This is a genomic window from Mesorhizobium sp. A556 (assembly GCF_054489545.1).
In genome coordinates this window covers 1-15,276 of the sequence record NZ_JBTMXA010000028.1, presented here as the reverse complement: position 1 = coordinate 15,276, position 15,276 = coordinate 1, and the positions used below count along the sequence as shown (strand labels likewise).

The window sequence follows — 15,276 nt, the reverse complement described above, 5'->3', positions numbered from 1 at the left end:
CGATCGCGGAATGGAAAGCCGTGACGGGAACCATGGCCTGAAATCAATCCGTAAGGCCGAATTCCCTCGGCACGCCCGAACGCAAGTTAAAGTGACATCGCCGGCGTAGCAGCTTTACGATTGTCGTGAGGAAAGCATCGTCCGGCCCGGTCATGACCGACGGGCGCACCATAAATGCACCCGGAAACGCGCTCTCAACAACATCTTCTCCCCGGCCACGTGCCCGAATGTATTTCGATTCTGATCGAGGATCGGAGCCGACGCCGGAGATGAGCACACACTGCTTGATTCCGGCGGCGCTCGACGCTGCGGCCAGGTCGCCTGCGGCCTTCACGTGCACCCGCTCGAAAGTCTGGTCGCCATGCTCGGCATAGAGGCTGACCGCATTGATGACGGCATAGGACCCCTGGATCGCAGCCGCCGTGGAACGCGCATCCAGAATGTCAGCCCTGATCGGCTCTAACGCGCCCGAGGGTGCAGGATTGGGCGCCGTGCCAGGATGGCGTGACACGGCGCGGACCGTGTATCCCCGCTTTGCCAACCGTGTCACGATCCTGCGCCCCAGAAAGCCCGTGCCGGCGCTGACGCGGCCCGTGTTTTGATCGTCTCCACTCGACTGTGTCGCCATCTCGTATCCTCCGGCTCGTTGTTCGAGCTCCTACTTGGAACGAATTACGCTACATATCGTTCGACCTATCCTGAGAGAATTGGATAATCGCTGCGGTCGCGGGAATGCCTTGCAGCTGCCGGTTTCGGCCCAGCCTGTTCGCCGACCAGCGGCACGAACATGACGCCGCCGAATTCTTCTTTCTCGAAAGTTGTCCCGCCGGTGCGAGTGATCTTGGCGAGGCGCTCGGCGAGCGATGAGTGCCGTTCTATGGCGTGGACATGCCCGGCGAACCGGCTCATCACGGCTTCGATGGTGCGGCGGCAACCCGGGACTGCAACTCGCTCAAAGCGTCGCGAGTTGACGGTTCGGAACTGAAGACGGGTAGGCGGCACGTATGGCGATTTTGCTTTCAAGCGCGACGATCACGCTCTCGACGAAATCGGTCTTGTACATCTGGCACATGCTCCAGAGGCCGCCGGGCGTGAAAACGTTGATCTCGAGTATCTTGTCGCCGACGATATCCAGCCCGACGAGGAACATGCCATCCTGAACGAGTTTCGGCCGCACCGTTTCGGCGATCCGCAATATCTTGTCGGTGACGTTCACGGTCTCGGCAGTACCCTGGACATGAATATTGGAGCGAACTTCATCTTTCGCGGGCACGCGCCGGAATGCCGCATATTTGCCGTCGCGCTCCAGTGGCTTTCCGTTCATCAGGAAGAAGCGGATGTCGCCCGCCTTGGCCTCGGGGATGTAGCCTTGGGCGATCAGATATCCCTCCCCGCTGACCGCCTCGAAAATCTGATTGAGATTGGCGTCCCTGGGCGAATCGATCTTGAAGACATTCTTGCCGCCGGAACCCTGCAACGGCTTCACGATCGCGCCTTTGGCCTGCTGCTCGATGAAAACACGTATTTCGTCGATATCCTTCGAAATCAGCGTGGCAGGCCGCACGGACTCGGGGAAGTCCTGGAAGTAAAGCTTGTTTTGCGCGAGAGCGAGACCCTCGGGATCGTTAACGACAAGCACGCCGCGTTCCGCGGCAAGACGGCCAAACATCGCTCCGACATAAGCGGCCCAAGGGCGATCGGCGGCATCCTGGGAAGGGTCGTTGCGCAGGAAGATGACATCGATCTCCTTGACGTCGATCGTCTCGGTTTTCGTGCCGTCGCCTTGCAAATCCTTATGCAGCGTTTCGGGCTTCTTGTAGTTGGACCCTGGCAGGCTGAGCGCCCGGACCATGAGGCTGTCATCGGGACGAAGCACGAAATCGCCGGGAGTGACATAGCAGATGTCGTGTCCGCGGCCGAGCGCCGAAAGCGCCAGCACGGTGGTCGTGTAGTGAGGGTATTCGCCCTCGATCGAGTTGACGAAGAATGCGATGCGCATGAACTACCCCTCAGCCTGCGAGCAAGTCTATTGGCGACAGTCCATGCCGCGCCCTTTCGAGGCGCCGTTCGGCGCCGGCATGAGACAGGAAGGCCGGTCTTACCTGCGGCGCCTTCAACAGGCCTCGCGTATTCAGTACCTGGATGATACTGAAATGCGAGGCGGAAATCTTGCCCATCCAGAACGGATCGAGCGATCCGCCCTTTCCAAGGTGATCAAGCACCTCGTATAGGCCGCGCAGATAAATCGCGTCCTTGGCCAGGCCGCCCCCGCGATAAAGTCTAAGGGCCAGGTTGAATGCCCCGAGTTCGGTAAAGCCGTGGTCGCGCACCAGAATGTCGAAGGACTCGTGAAATGCCGCACCATCGAGCATCGCCGCGCAAGCGACGACACGGGCGGCGATCAGACGAAGCCGACCCGTGGTCATGCCGCCCGCCAAATATTCCGCGAATACCGCAAGGCCCTCCTGAAGTCCCTCATATCCCGAAAGGCCCGACCGGAACAGTCGCAGTCCCTGGGCGGAACCGTTCACATAGGTGAGGAGGTGGACGCCGATCTCGTGGCTAAGAAGGGCCTCGACCCTATGACGTGCCATTTTCGTGCTGCGGGAAATGAGAAGGCAGTCGCCCGACACCATCAGCCCCGCCGGCATGTCGTCGCGCAGGACGACCGATGCCTCAAAGCCGGAGTATTGCCTGCGATAGTCTTCGATCATCGCCCGCGCCCGCCGCTCGACGAAGTGGCAATCCGCGCTCCCGCCGCTACCGCCCTCTCCAGCCCGGCTGCCTCCCGTCGCTTCGGTCTTTGCCAGGACGTCTTTCGCGGCCGCCAACAAGTTCGGTTCGACGGGTCCGTAGAGTGCCCGTCCAAGTTCAACGAAGGCAGGCGTTTCCCTTGCCGAAAGCATCGATAGCTGCAGATCGAGTTCCTGCTGCTTTTCACGATAAAGATCGAACAGGACCGGATCCTCGAAATTGTCGAACGCGATGGAAAAGAGCTTTCGCTTTACGGCTTCCACCGCGACCGACAGAGGTCGGTAGAGGAACTGTGGCGCGTGCCGAAATCCGCCCGACCGAAATTCGCGCCAGGCCGCATCGGCGTTGATGGGCGTGACGGCCAGGAGAAAGTCGAAGCTCTCGGCAATCTCGTCCACGCTGCGGTCGGCGCGGGCAACGGCGTCGACGAATGCCCTTCGCCCTAGCGCACGGTATGTCGGCAGTTTAAGTGCATGGGTTGCTTCGATGAACGCAGCCACCGCTTGGAGGCCGGCATCGAAAATGTTGGCGATCGTCCGACGACGCAGCTCCGGGTAGACCTGGTCGGATTCCGGCAGCCTGTAGATCGGCGCGAAGCGCACCGTGAGGACCGGAAAGTCGGGTACCAAGGCTGCCAGACACGCACAAGGATCATCATCTGGGGATTGGATCACATTGACGCGTGGCGAACGGTATTTCACTTCGACGCTCTCCACGGCGGCCACGAACGCCGACAGAGCAGATCGAGCCTCGGGCTGATCCGTGGCGGATACGGTAATTTCAAACGGCGGCAGATAGGGCGCGTCGGCCGAAAGCAATTTGTCCTGCTCGAGTTCGCCGACGTCCAGGAGCACGAAGTGGCCAAAGCGTCCGGCCATCGCAGTCCCGACGGCTTTGGCGATCGTGACGGCGTCGGCCGCTCCCGATGCGATCAAGTAGGATGCATTGGCCGAGGCGACATCCCGAGCCGCGCAGTCCTGCGCCACGCCCATGTAGACGCAGAGAAAGGGGAGCGGTCGATCGATATGGAGTCGGCCACCGTCGTCGAAATCCTGGCGGATTGGCTTTCCGGCATCGATCGCCGAAATCATGTCATCGACGGTCGTTTCGAAATTCCGCTGCGTTTCACTCGTGGCCTCCAATCCCGTGCTAGTCATCTTGCGTCCGGAGAACGCTCTCCAGCACGGGCAGCGTCGAGCGAAGCATTGCACGCATCGCGACCAAGGCTTCCCGGTCGGGCAATCCCGTCCACTCGTCCATGAAGAACTTCTTGAACTCCACAGCGATCGCGCAACCCGTTTCCGGGAAGGCTTCATGAACGAAGCGCGTTTGTTCCCCCCTTCCCTCGAAAGCGATGTTTTCGCGCACATCGACTTTGCGTCCGCGGAATTCGAACGCATGCAGCGTCTCGATGAACGGCTCGAGGACATGGGCCCATCGCGTCCGATCCATGGAGAACGTGCCGATATTGATCTCAGGCGCTCCGGACGGCTCGGCAGCCGCCGAGCGCGGCCCGTCGCGGCGATGGTTGTAGCTGTGGATATCGAGCACTGCAAACCGCCCGTGACGCCGCTGGAGTCCCAGCAGGACCTGCCGGAGCATCGCATAATATTCATCGTGCACGGCAAGCGATCGTTCGATGGCGTCGGATGGCGGGCTTTGCTTCCAGATGTTCAGACCCCACGCCTGCTCCGGCGAACGGTAGACTGCGGCTTCACGCGGACGGTTGAGGTCGATTTCGAAACGCGAGCGGTGGAACGCAATACGGTTGGGAACGTCTCTCGTGACGAACTCGGTAAAGGGATCCTCCTCCCTCAACCGCTCTTCGGCGGAGATCGCCATAAGATCCTCTATGTCATCGCGAATGGCGTGCCCGTCGTGAATGGCCGTGGCCAACACGGGCGAGTTACCGCAATGGAACGTCCACCAATCGGCCGCGCCGACCTGGAGCAGCAGTTGTTCTTCGCAGGCGCAGCCAACGTGGGGCCGCGAAGTCATTCCGAGCATCTGTCACCAAGCTCCACTCAAGGGCGGACGTCATTCCCGACGAAAATTTCTTTATGGAATGCATCTGCAAACGGCTCGGTATCGAAAATGGTTCCGATGCCGCCTTGTCTGCGACGCCACGTTGTGGGTTACAAAGTCCGGTTGGCAGGCGTCGACGCGAAGATTTACGAGCGTTCAAGCATCCGACCGTGAGAACGTCGGTCACGAGCCAACGGATGGGTTGCATCGCGGTTCTGCTTGCTGCTTCAGTGCACTATCCTTTCTCTCAACCAGGCAAAGAACCTGAAATTTCCACGAATTGCGGCACGGACGCGAGTAGCGGCCCATCGCGCTTGCATCGTTGCACCAACATGGCAATCGCAGACGATGTTGTGCAGCTGCCAGTCAGTCAGTTCGAAGAAACGTTTTGCTTCACCGTAGGTATCGTTTTGCAAGCCTAGCGCTCGAAGCATTGGGTCCTCGAAAGCTACGGTAACGGGCGATCCCTCACCGCGCGCTTTGTCACGCGACACGCTATCCAGATATTCGGTGCGGGCGAGAGCTCCAAGACACCTGTTGGGATGTTGTTCAAGAAGCTCCGCCCAGCGCTCGATCCGATGGTTTCGAGTCATTATCGGGAATGTCGCCAAGGATTCAACATCTGCGACTATATGCAGTTGGTCGAGTGTTTGGTGTTTCATGGTCGGCTCCTGCTGACAGGTTAAACGCCCACGCCTCCTTGAAAATTATAGCGCCACGATACTCTGACAAGACCGTTTTCGGCACGAAATAAAAAAGCCAACGACACCCATTTTTTTCAGCCCCGCCGGGCATGAGAACGCGGGTGGGTTCCACTCCATGGCCGCTATCTCGAGAGCTGACTTACCTTTGATGGGGTGCGTGGTGTTGATCACCGACGAGCTCGGGCCGTGCACGATCGTGTCGTGATCAATGGCCGCCCTCGGTGCCCGAGAGGCATCGATTGCCTCTCCAGGCTGCCGCAGGCACGGTCGGCGTATGCAGGCGCTCGTAGCTTGGTGGCAGTCGCTACCTAATTGCGGAGTTTTCTGGGTCACGTGACCGCTCATCGCGAAGGAACACTACGCTCCGGTCAGGTCAGCCAAGCACTTCAACCGCCGGAGCTCTAACTTATCCGGTCGACCTCCCTAATGGGGCACGCCAATTGAAGCACAACCCGTCAAAGCGGACGCCGCGATGAGAACTCCAATCTGAAATACCTTCATCGGATCAGCATAGCGCAAATGGCAGTATGCAGGCCCCCGGTTAACACCGACAAGCTGGCCCGCGCATCTATCAGGATTCGCGGGCCTTTTCACCTTCTATGCCGATTAACAATCAGTTCGCGCCGCCGAGTTTCTTGGTACTGGCACAAAAATCGTTGTGCTCCTTGGCGATCGCTTCGTCGCCACAGCCTTTCATCACAGCATCCTGGTCCTCTTTGGACATTGCCATCCAAGCGGCTTTGAAGTCCTCGTCTGACTTCATAGTTTTCATGGCGCTGTCAGTATAGAATGGTGCCATGGTCTCCTGTTTATCGAATACCGAGGGATCAGGTGTTGCGGTGGGAGTGGCGGTGCTGGTGTCCGCAAACGCGGTGCCAGAAATCATTGTAAGTGCAAACGCACCAAGTATCAGCTTATTGATCACGGTCTTTCCTTCCGTTCGTTGAAGATCGTGGAAATAACGATCAATCGAACAACGGATCGATACCGGCACGGTTCCGTTACTCAACAAAAAGGCTGCGGGGGCGCGAATTCAAAGCCGTGTTACGAGGAACCCTTTCGCGGGATCAAGGCATTGACCCGATTGCGATACGATGTGAGGCGGCGCGGTGCTAGTTGGCCGCCCTGGAATCGGTCAGCGTCTGCGACAGGCCAAAACGGCGGATGCGCGATACCTTCTTGCGGGCGGCCTTCAATGATCGTGTGGACGCACGCGATAGAGGGTTTCGCCCTCGAAAGTCCGTCATTTTTTCAATGGGTGGCGGGCTTCTTTCGCGGAACTTTCGGTGCCATGTCAGTTTGCATCTGTCGTGTTGTTTCACCACCCAGGTACTTTCGTACTGTTCCGCCAAGGGGGCTGCCATTGCAATTCCGATACGTGCCCACCGCCCTCGCGAGGAGCATACAACGTATATTCGGCACCCGAGGACCTCAGTGACATCGACAGATGTGCCTCATGGCTCCAGGTACCGTAGGCCACGCTGCAACCGTCGGCGCTATGAATGCGATCCGCCCGCCTTCAGCCACGCCGGATCGAACCAACGGTCAGCAGGTCCGTCATAGGACAGCCGGGTGATATCCCAATGACTAACGAAGGGCGCATAGGCATCCCAGACCGGTGGACCGCCGCCGATAAAAACGACGCGACCTGAGAAACGAGTCAGCGTCTCCTCTGGATCCATGCTGGAGCGCAGAACGAATAGCCCCCGATCTGCTCGTGCAAGTTCTGGAACGCTACCGATAGTCGTAGGCCCGGCGGCCAAGACATGGCCTCTTGTAATTTCGAAGAATCGGGCAACGTCGGCCTTATATTCAGGTGATCGGCTTCCTTCCCATGGCAAGCGCCCTTCGAGGCCCATCTGACCCGACTGACCGATCGCGCAGATCACTCTTACGATGGCCTGATGCAAAGTTTCTCCTCCATACTGCTTTGACTCGGTCGCGGGAACAATCGAGGTCAACGTCAATTATTGTCGATGGAAGGAGAGATGGATGTCCGATCCTAAAAAGCAAACTCCGAAGCCCGAGCGTCAACCTGAGGAGAATCCGGGTGCGCCTGATAAACCAGTGCCATTAGGTCCCGGGCCATCGCCACGACCTGATCCTGATCCAAGTCCTGAACCGCCGGTTTTTCCCGGGTAACAATTCACTTGCCGCGGTCGAACGCTACAGCGGCGATCCGTTTCGGGCGCTCGGTTTCAGGCAACCTATTGGCCCACAATAATCGTACTGTCCGCGCTTTTAGCGCTCATGCCGAGATTGGAATTGAGTGCGAATACCACCGCGAACGCGAGAGCGATCCCCACGCCCACTCCGTAGATAAATGTTCTCTTGCCCATGAATCGCCCATTCCTCAATCTGCTTTTCGTTAGCCCGACCCCATCACGCCAGGCTCCTTCTGTAGGCGCATCTCACTTTGAAGGAGAATGCCGAAGAGAGGAATGCGTTCCGGTGCTCCAGCTTGCTTTCTTTAGATCGTTGGCCATATCAGGTGCAGACGCTTCCTTTGACCACGGGGGTACTTGCAAGGGGAGGCAAAGAGTCCGTCAATGACCGGCATTGTCCGTTTCTGGCCTACACCGTGTCGCATCCATGTCGCGTGGACCACCCGAGTACCCCAGAAAACCGTAATGGACGGTAAGAACGTGCGACAGGAAGCTGCGGCGGTGACTACCCGGCATGCCGATAGCGGTTTTCCCCCGTAAGCATCCGACGGCGGTCGCCTTGAGGGCGTGATGTGAATCTGTCGTTTTGTCCTTATGCAGAGGCATAAGGACAGTTTTGGGACACCGGTCGGCGCACAGCCGATCGCCCTTGCCTATGCCGGCCACCAATTCGGCAACTTCGTGCCACAACTGGGCGACGGGCGTGCATTGCTGCTGGGCGAACTGACCGATGTTGGCGGCATCCGGCGCGATGTCCAGCTCAAGGGATGTGGGCCACCCGCTGCGACCAACCGTTATGGGCTGATCATCAAGCTTGCGATCTTGCTGTGAGTGATGGCGGTCTTGGCAGTGATGTTATGGTCCCGATAGACTTGGCCAATCGCTAGTCGGGACGGAGACCTTGGTGATTCGCTCTCCCGTCAATGAAAGAGATCAACAACATGTGGCTGCGTCTGACACAAATGAAAAGACCATCATGGTCAACAGCGAGCATATCATCTGGTTTGAAACCGGCGGTGAGGGCCTCACCGAGCTTCACGTGACCTATTATGGCGGCGACCGAAATATCACGATCCAAGTCAAGCAGAAGGCAGAAGGCAGAAGGCAGAAGGCAGAAGGCAGAAGATATTGCTGCAATGCTGTCCGAACACGCAACGTGACCACCGCTTTTCCGCATCAAAGACGGGATAAAGCGGTTGGGAATAGCTACCCATGCCATTCTTGTGATGCAACTGCCGCTCGCTGCACAGGTTGATACGGCGGAACCACATCTCAGGAGACCATTCGATGTCGGTAAAATCGTTCGTATTCGCGTCGGTGTTCGCAGTGGCAGCATTCGGATTGTCTGGCTGCGTCGGCGCTTCTGGGCCTTACAGGTTCTAGAATACCGGATATTATTATGGCGGGCCGGTGGTCGTGGGTGGAGATCATTACCGTTCTCACCGCAATAACCGGCCGCGCAATCGTACATACAATCAACGCAGGCATTCAACCGGCAAACACGTCGTATCGCACCGAGACAGATCGCACCGTGTCATGCGACGGAAGGCTCGCGTCATCTACCCTAGCAAATAAGCTAGCTGCGGGTCGTGTCGATCGGGCCTGACGGTATGGTGAACAGGAGGATTTTCCCGGTCTCTCCGCTTGGCCAACGAAACGGCAGGCGAGCACCTTATCCCGTCTGATCCACAACGCCCCTACGTACCCTTACCGATCCCGCACCAAGAAAGAACGACATTCCCGAGAAAGCTGCCTATGAAACCGGAGCTAGAAAATACCCGGTCCGAACTGGCCCCGACCCCAGCGATGACTTCTCACAAGATGCGGCACCTGGAAAGGGTGGAGGACTTACTAAGAAGACCGACACTGAGAAAAAGAGCACACTGCAGCCCGATGCTGGTGGTCGATGACGAGCCACTGATCGAGATGGAAGCCGTCGATCTCTTCCACGATCTTGGCTATGAGGCCATTGGCGCGCGCAACGCCGACCAGGCGATGCTTATTTTACGCGCGCGAGACGACGTCGTGCTTGTCTTCACCGACATTGAAATACCAGGCACGATGAATGGCCTTGTCCTGGCGGCCGTCATCAAGGCCACATGGCCCCGCATCCAGGTTCTGGTTACGTCCGACAGAACCACGCCGCCGGATGAAATGCTGCTGGGCCGCGCGCGGTTCTTGCCGAAACCGTATGATGCGAGACAGATCGAGCAAGCATTGGCATTGATGGCATCTCCAGGAAGCCTTTCGCCGTGACGAGTTCAAGCGATGATCCGATGCAGGATCGATTACAAATTGACGGAAACCGTCCGACGGGCGGTCATCATGTCGTCATAGTGGGCGCAGGCTTCGGCGGGCTGGAAGCAGTCCACCGGCTAGCTGGGGCGCCCATCAGCATTACGCTGATCGACCAGCGAAACCACCATCTGTTTCAGCCGCTGCTCTATCAGGTCGCAACCGCGTCATTGGCGACGTCTGAGATAGCGTGGCCGATACGCTACCTTTTGCGTGGACGCCCGGAAGTTGAGACCTTGCTCGCTACAGTGCTCGGCGTCGAGGCGGACGCCCGCCGTGTGATACTCGATGGCGGCGCATCCGTATCTTACGATACGCTCGTTCTCGCCACCGGTGCCAGGCATGCCTACTTCGGCCATGACGAATGGGAGCCGTTCGCTCTCGGCCTGAAAACGCTCGAGGATGCCACGACAATCAGACGTCATATCCTGCTCGCCTTCGAGCGTGCGGAACGCGAAACCGATCCGCGCCGACAAGCCGCGCTCTTGACCTTCGTCATTATTGGCGCCGGCCCCACCGGCGCGGAGCTCGCCGGCACAATCGCGGAATTGGCGCGCGATACGCTAGCGCCGGATTTTCGCAATATCGACACGAGGAAAGCCCGCATCGTTCTCATCGAAGCTGGTCCGCGCGTATTGGCGGGTTATCCCGACGACCTGTCCGCCTATGCGCAACACTCGCTCGAAAGCCTTGGTGTCGAGGTCGAGCTCGACCAACCCGTCACCGACTGTACGGCTGACGGTGTCGTTTATGGCAGTCACAGCCTGGCAGCCAAGACCATTATCTGGGCTGCCGGCGTGCAGGCCTCGCCCGCCGCCGAATGGTTCGGCGCGCCAGCCGACCGAGCTGGGCGGCTCGTGGTCCTTCCCAACCTCACCATTCCTGGTTATCCGAATGTCTTTGCCATCGGCGATACCGTGACGATCCCCGGTCCAGATGGAAAGCCGGTCCCGGGTATCGCGCCCGCAGCAAAACAACAGGGGCGCTACGTCGCCGAATCCATCAGGGCGCGGCTACGCAGCGACGCTGCCGTCGGCCCCTTCCACTACCATCACGACGGCAGCCTGGCGCAGATCGACAAGCGACGTGCAGTAATCGACTTCGGCTGGATCAAGCTCCGGGGCTCTCTCGCATGGTGGATCTGGGTCATCGCGCACATCTATTTTCTGATCGGTGTGCGCAACCGACTAAGCGTCGCACTGTCCTGGATGTGGATCTACATCCGCAACCAGCGCAGTGCCCGTCTGATCACACAAGGTCGCAACGACGAGAATGCTGGCTTAGAAGATTTATGAATGGCTAGCCGGCGGTTCCAGAAACAGCACGACGTGCGATTTCAACGGGAGCAGCAGGAAATTGAGAGAGTAGGTTTCCGAGCAGGCCTCGCGGGCCGGCGAGAACGGCCGTTAAAATGCATAGTGCTCGTGGTGCGCCCGCCTCACGAAGCAGCCTTCGCTCACGAACAATAATACGACACCTAAGGAACCTTTCCCCGAGACGCGAGTTTCGTCTTGATTGCGAGCACCGCGGTTAGGGGATTGTCGATAACATGCCGATTTTGCCGCTCGTGGCCCTTTGATGGCCGTTATTCTCATCGTCGAAGACGAGGTATTCATCCGCCAAATCGCAGAGTGGACAATTGGCGACCTGGGACACACCGTCCTCCTTGCTGGCGACCTGGCCGCCGCACTCTTGCGCCTGTCGACGCCTCCACAAATTGACGCGCTCTTTGTCGATATCCGCCTCAGTGCATTGGCCTTCGGCGGATACGACGTGGCGAACCAGGCCATCAAGCTTCAGCCGGGATTGCGTGTGCTATACACGTCCGGCAGCCTTCTCACCGCCGATATGACAGAGTTGTTCGTCGCTGGGGGTCGATTCCTTCAGAAGCCGTATTCTTCCGCCCAACTTGAATATTCGGTCACAGAACTTCTTCACTAACATAGCTTCGTGGCTTTCAACATTTGAGCGAGTAGCGGTCGCAAAATTTTGTTAGGAAATATGGTCTCGAATTTACCCACGGAGAAGAACATCGAGAACCTACTTGCCCTGTCCCCTGACAACGCAGCACATCATCAGACGGACGAGTCCATCGTTAAAGCGGGCGCCCTACAGAACGCGATCTTTAACAGTGCAAACTTTTCCAGCATCGCCACCGACGCCAAAGGTGTGATTCAGATCTTCAACGTCGGCGCCGAGCGGATGCTTGGCTACACGGCTGCCGAAGTGATGAACACGATCACCCCGGCCGACATCTCCGATCCGCAGGAGTTGATTGCGCGCGCTCAAGCCTTGAGCGCGGAGCTTTCGACTTCGATCACGCCAGGCTTCGAGGCCTTAGTGTTCAAGGCCTCGCGCGGAATCGAGGACATCTATGAGCTGACCTATATTCGCAAAGACGGAAGCCGGTTTCCGGCAGTGGTGTCAGTCACAGCCCTGCGTGACGCGCAGGACGGCATCATCGGGTACCTCTTGATCGGCACCGACAATACCGCGCGCAAAGAGGCTGAAGAGGCTCTCCTCCAGGCAGGCGCGTTGCAGAGCGCTATCTTCAACAGCGCCAACTTCTCTAGTATAGCCACCGACGCCAAAGGTGTGATTCAAATCTTCAATGTAGGCGCCGAGCGGATGCTTGGTTACACTGCGGCCGAGATGATGAACACGATCACGCCGGCCGACATCTCCGATCCGCAGGAGCTAATCTTGCGCGCTCGGGCCTTGAGTGTCGAACTTGCGACCACGATCGAGCCGGGGTTTGAGGCCCTGGTGTTCAAGGCCTCGCGCGGCATCGAAGACATCTACGAACTGACCTATATCCGCAAGGATGGAACGCGCTTCCCTGCAGTGGTGTCAGTCACGGCGCTACGCGACGCACAGGACGGGATCATCGGATACCTCCTGATCGGCACAGACAATACGGCACGCAAACTGGTCGAAGAAGAGCAAAAGAAGTCCGACCAGCGTTTGCGTGATCAGCAATTCTACACGCGTTCGCTGATCGAATCGAACATCGACGCCCTGATGACGATCGACCCAGCCGGCATCATTACGGACGTCAACAAACAGACGGAGGCGCTCACTGGCTGCACCCGTGACGAATTAATCGGGGCGCCGTTCAAGGACTGCTTCATGGATCCGGAGCGGGCGGAAGCGGGTATCAAACGCGTGCTCAGTGAAAAGTCGGTGACCGACTACGAGCTTACGGCTCGCGCCCGAGACGGCAAACAGACCGTCGTGTCCTATAACGCCACGACTTTTTACGATCGGGGCCGCACATTGCAGGGCGTCTTCGCCGCAGCGCGCGACGTCACGGAGCGAAAGCGCGTGGAAGTGGAACTGCAGCAAGCTAAGGCGGCAGCTGAAAGCGCCAGCAGTACCAAATCAGATTTTCTTGCTAGCATGAGCCATGAGATCCGCACGCCCATGAATGCAATCATGGGCATCGCGGACCTCCTCGCAAAGACCCCCCTTTCACCCGAACAAGACAAGTACGTGCAGATCTTCCGCCGTTCCGGCGACAACTTGCTGAACCTCATCAACGACATCCTGGACCTCTCGAAGGTCGAAGCCTCTCAGCTCGATCTGGAACGAACAGGCTTTTCGTTGAGCGACCATCTGGAAAAGGTGATCGAGATGGTGGCGCCTCGTGCCAACGAAAAAGGACTAGCGCTGGTGTGCGAAATTGAAGCCAGTGTCAGCAATGACCTGGTCGGAGATCCGACACGTCTGCGGCAAGTGCTACTCAACCTGCTTGGCAATGCGATCAAGTTCACCCAATCAGGGCGCGTATTTTTAAAGGTTGAGCCGGATGGAGATCGCTCGGTTCCAACCGCCCTGCGGTTCACCGTTTCGGATACCGGTATTGGCATTGCAGCAGAGAAATTGGGGCAGGTGTTTGAACGGTTCACGCAAGCCGACTCATCAACCACCCGCAGGTTCGGTGGATCGGGGCTGGGTCTCACGATTTCAAAGCGCCTGGTTGAGTTGATGGGCGGACGCATCTGGGTGGAAAGCGAAGTTGGGAAAGGAAGCGTTTTCGGCTTTGCTCTCCCATTTGAGGTCTGGGCTGAGGCCAACCGGCCGGCGGCTACGCCCGTCGGCATGGGGTCAGAGGCGCCGCTGCCCGCGCTGCGGATCCTTCTCGCCGAGGACTCACCCGACAATTGCACGATTGCTCTCGCCTATCTCGCGGATACTCCCTACCGCATCGACGTGGCCGAGACGGGAGTAGTGGCCTGTCAGATGTTCACGGCGGGCCACTATGATCTTGTCCTGATGGATCGACAGATGCCGCTCATGGACGGTTTGACCGCAACGCGAACCATTCGAGCGTGGGAAAAGACGAATGATCGGGCGCCGACACCGATCATCGCCCTGACGGCCTCAGCTCTAAAAGGGGATCGGGAGACATGTCTCGCGGCGGGGTGCACGGCCTATTTAAGCAAACCCATCAAACAGCACGTGCTGCTGCAAGCAATAAAGGACTATTCCGTGGTGATAGTGCCGTCGGAACGAACGGATGGCGAGCCGCTGCCCACGACCTCAAGTGCGGACCGAAGATTGATGGAACGCACACCCGCCTATCTCAAGAATTGTCGGGAAGGCGTCATTGCGATGGTCGAAGCTCTGGATCGGTTCGACTTCGAGGCGGTCTTGATCCTGGGGCACAATATGAGGGGATCCGGTGGCGCATTCGGTTTCCAAGCCATCACAGACATTGGCGCAGGCCTTGAACAAGCGGCGGAAATCGCCGACGCCGATGCGTCGCGGAAATGGGTAAACGAATTGTCCAGCTATCTCGATCGTGTCGAGGTCATTTGATTGGAGAAATAATTCGAGGACATAATTCAAAGGGCTGCGGTCACATCATCGACCGCTGCGCTTGCCTCCGTGGTCTACGGACAACGATGCAAAGGCTCTCGACAGGCTTGATGGAGCCGTAGCGATGAGCCGGAAACCTTACGACATGCCAGAACTTTCATTTTCGGCGAGAACGGTCAGCGGCAACCGGACGATGTAGGTTGTCCCGGTCCCGGCCGATGCCTTTGCGAGCGTTCCTCCGAGCTGCTGGGCGAAGGCGTCGAGGAACCGCGATCCCATGCCCGTTTCGGCGCTGGCCGGGTTCATGCCGATGCCGTTGTGCTCGATGGTCAGGGTGACCTCGCCATCGCGCCGCTGAAATCCCAACGTGATACGGCCAGCGCCATTTGGAAACGCGTACTTGATTGCATTGGTCGCGAGCTCGTTCACCATCAGACCCAGCGGAACCGCATGATCGGCCATAATCGTGAGAGGTTCGGCTTCGACGGCGATCTCAATCTTGGAATCCTGGC

The 15,276-nt window shown here is 58.3% G+C and carries 14 protein-coding genes and 1 pseudogene; 6 read left to right on the top strand and 9 right to left on the bottom strand.

All coding sequences use genetic code 11. The features are described 5' to 3' along the window. Window positions 1-43: 43 nt before the first annotated feature. The 8 genes from ACX3P0_RS24450 to ACX3P0_RS24415 all read right to left on the bottom strand — a co-directional run bounded on the left by ACX3P0_RS24450 (window position 44) and on the right by ACX3P0_RS24415 (window position 7,393). Window positions 44-628 carry an NAD(P)H-binding protein gene (locus tag ACX3P0_RS24450; protein WP_459092694.1) on the bottom strand — a complete coding sequence of 195 codons (585 nt, stop codon included), beginning with the start codon at window positions 626-628 and terminating at the stop codon, window positions 44-46. 65 nt (window positions 629-693) lie between these two features. Beyond that, window positions 694-909 (bottom strand): hypothetical protein, encoded by a 216-nt coding sequence (locus ACX3P0_RS24445; protein ID WP_459092692.1) that lies wholly within the window; start codon window positions 907-909, stop codon window positions 694-696. Between the two features lie 43 nt (window positions 910-952). Beyond that, window positions 953-1,999 carry a glutathione synthase gene (locus tag ACX3P0_RS24440; RefSeq protein WP_459092690.1) on the bottom strand — a complete coding sequence of 349 codons (1,047 nt, stop codon included), beginning with the start codon at window positions 1,997-1,999 and terminating at the stop codon, window positions 953-955. Window positions 2,000-2,009: 10 nt separating this feature from the next. Beyond that, window positions 2,010-3,845, bottom strand: a complete 1,836-nt coding sequence (locus ACX3P0_RS24435; protein WP_459092698.1) for a flavohemoglobin expression-modulating QEGLA motif protein — start codon at window positions 3,843-3,845, stop codon at window positions 2,010-2,012. A gap of 58 nt (window positions 3,846-3,903) precedes the next feature. Then, a complete protein-coding gene (locus tag ACX3P0_RS24430) occupies window positions 3,904-4,752 on the bottom strand; it encodes an N-formylglutamate amidohydrolase (protein WP_459092688.1) in 849 nt (282 codons plus the stop codon). A 254-nt stretch (window positions 4,753-5,006) separates the two neighbouring features. Next, window positions 5,007-5,441, bottom strand: a complete 435-nt coding sequence (locus ACX3P0_RS24425; RefSeq protein ID WP_459092686.1) for a hypothetical protein — start codon at window positions 5,439-5,441, stop codon at window positions 5,007-5,009. A gap of 655 nt (window positions 5,442-6,096) precedes the next feature. Beyond that, the gene (locus ACX3P0_RS24420) at window positions 6,097-6,408 is read right to left on the bottom strand and encodes a hypothetical protein (protein ID WP_459092684.1); all 312 of its coding nucleotides are present in this window, start codon (window positions 6,406-6,408) and stop codon (window positions 6,097-6,099) included. Window positions 6,409-6,979: 571 nt separating this feature from the next. After that, on the bottom strand, window positions 6,980-7,393 hold the full coding sequence (locus ACX3P0_RS24415; protein WP_459092683.1) for a dihydrofolate reductase family protein: 414 nt from the start codon (window positions 7,391-7,393) through the stop codon (window positions 6,980-6,982). Between the two features lie 849 nt (window positions 7,394-8,242). Here ACX3P0_RS24415 and ACX3P0_RS24410 point away from each other — a divergent pair. The 6 genes and pseudogenes from ACX3P0_RS24410 to ACX3P0_RS24385 form a co-directional block, all read left to right on the top strand. Continuing rightward, window positions 8,243-8,443: pseudogene (locus ACX3P0_RS24410) on the top strand (protein adenylyltransferase SelO family protein); the annotation flags it as partial. Window positions 8,444-8,552: 109 nt separating this feature from the next. Then, window positions 8,553-8,903, top strand: coding sequence for a hypothetical protein (locus ACX3P0_RS24405; protein WP_459092681.1), 351 nt, complete (start codon window positions 8,553-8,555; stop codon window positions 8,901-8,903). Window positions 8,904-9,403: 500 nt separating this feature from the next. Continuing rightward, window positions 9,404-9,904 (top strand): response regulator, encoded by a 501-nt coding sequence (locus ACX3P0_RS24400; RefSeq protein WP_459092679.1) that lies wholly within the window; start codon window positions 9,404-9,406, stop codon window positions 9,902-9,904. Window positions 9,905-9,924: 20 nt separating this feature from the next. Continuing rightward, window positions 9,925-11,238 (top strand): NAD(P)/FAD-dependent oxidoreductase, encoded by a 1,314-nt coding sequence (locus ACX3P0_RS24395; RefSeq protein WP_459092696.1) that lies wholly within the window; start codon window positions 9,925-9,927, stop codon window positions 11,236-11,238. A gap of 283 nt (window positions 11,239-11,521) precedes the next feature. Further along, window positions 11,522-11,884 carry a response regulator gene (locus ACX3P0_RS24390; RefSeq protein ID WP_459092677.1) on the top strand — a complete coding sequence of 121 codons (363 nt, stop codon included), beginning with the start codon at window positions 11,522-11,524 and terminating at the stop codon, window positions 11,882-11,884. 60 nt (window positions 11,885-11,944) lie between these two features. Beyond that, window positions 11,945-14,764: a PAS domain S-box protein gene (locus ACX3P0_RS24385; RefSeq protein WP_459092675.1), complete on the top strand. Its 2,820-nt coding sequence runs from the start codon at window positions 11,945-11,947 to the stop codon at window positions 14,762-14,764. 138 nt (window positions 14,765-14,902) lie between these two features. Here ACX3P0_RS24385 and ACX3P0_RS24380 read toward each other — a convergent pair. After that, the coding region (locus ACX3P0_RS24380) for a sensor histidine kinase (RefSeq protein ID WP_459092672.1) at window positions 14,903-15,276 on the bottom strand (374 nt) is incomplete at its 5' end.

Excerpts from the sequence above, each read along its gene's own strand:
- ACX3P0_RS24450 (WP_459092694.1), bottom strand. The coding sequence starts at position 628 with ATGGCGACACAGTCGAGTGGAGACGATCAAAACACGGGCCGCGTCAGC.
- ACX3P0_RS24445 (WP_459092692.1), bottom strand. The coding sequence starts at position 909 with ATGAGCCGGTTCGCCGGGCATGTCCACGCCATAGAACGGCACTCATCG.
- ACX3P0_RS24440 (WP_459092690.1), bottom strand. The coding sequence starts at position 1,999 with ATGCGCATCGCATTCTTCGTCAACTCGATCGAGGGCGAATACCCTCAC.
- ACX3P0_RS24435 (WP_459092698.1), bottom strand. The coding sequence starts at position 3,845 with ATGATTTCGGCGATCGATGCCGGAAAGCCAATCCGCCAGGATTTCGAC.
- ACX3P0_RS24430 (WP_459092688.1), bottom strand. The coding sequence starts at position 4,752 with ATGACTTCGCGGCCCCACGTTGGCTGCGCCTGCGAAGAACAACTGCTG.
- ACX3P0_RS24425 (WP_459092686.1), bottom strand. The coding sequence starts at position 5,441 with ATGAAACACCAAACACTCGACCAACTGCATATAGTCGCAGATGTTGAA.
- ACX3P0_RS24400 (WP_459092679.1), top strand. The coding sequence starts at position 9,404 with ATGAAACCGGAGCTAGAAAATACCCGGTCCGAACTGGCCCCGACCCCA.
- ACX3P0_RS24395 (WP_459092696.1), top strand. The coding sequence starts at position 9,925 with ATGCAGGATCGATTACAAATTGACGGAAACCGTCCGACGGGCGGTCAT.
- ACX3P0_RS24390 (WP_459092677.1), top strand. The coding sequence starts at position 11,522 with ATGGCCGTTATTCTCATCGTCGAAGACGAGGTATTCATCCGCCAAATC.
- ACX3P0_RS24385 (WP_459092675.1), top strand. The coding sequence starts at position 11,945 with ATGGTCTCGAATTTACCCACGGAGAAGAACATCGAGAACCTACTTGCC.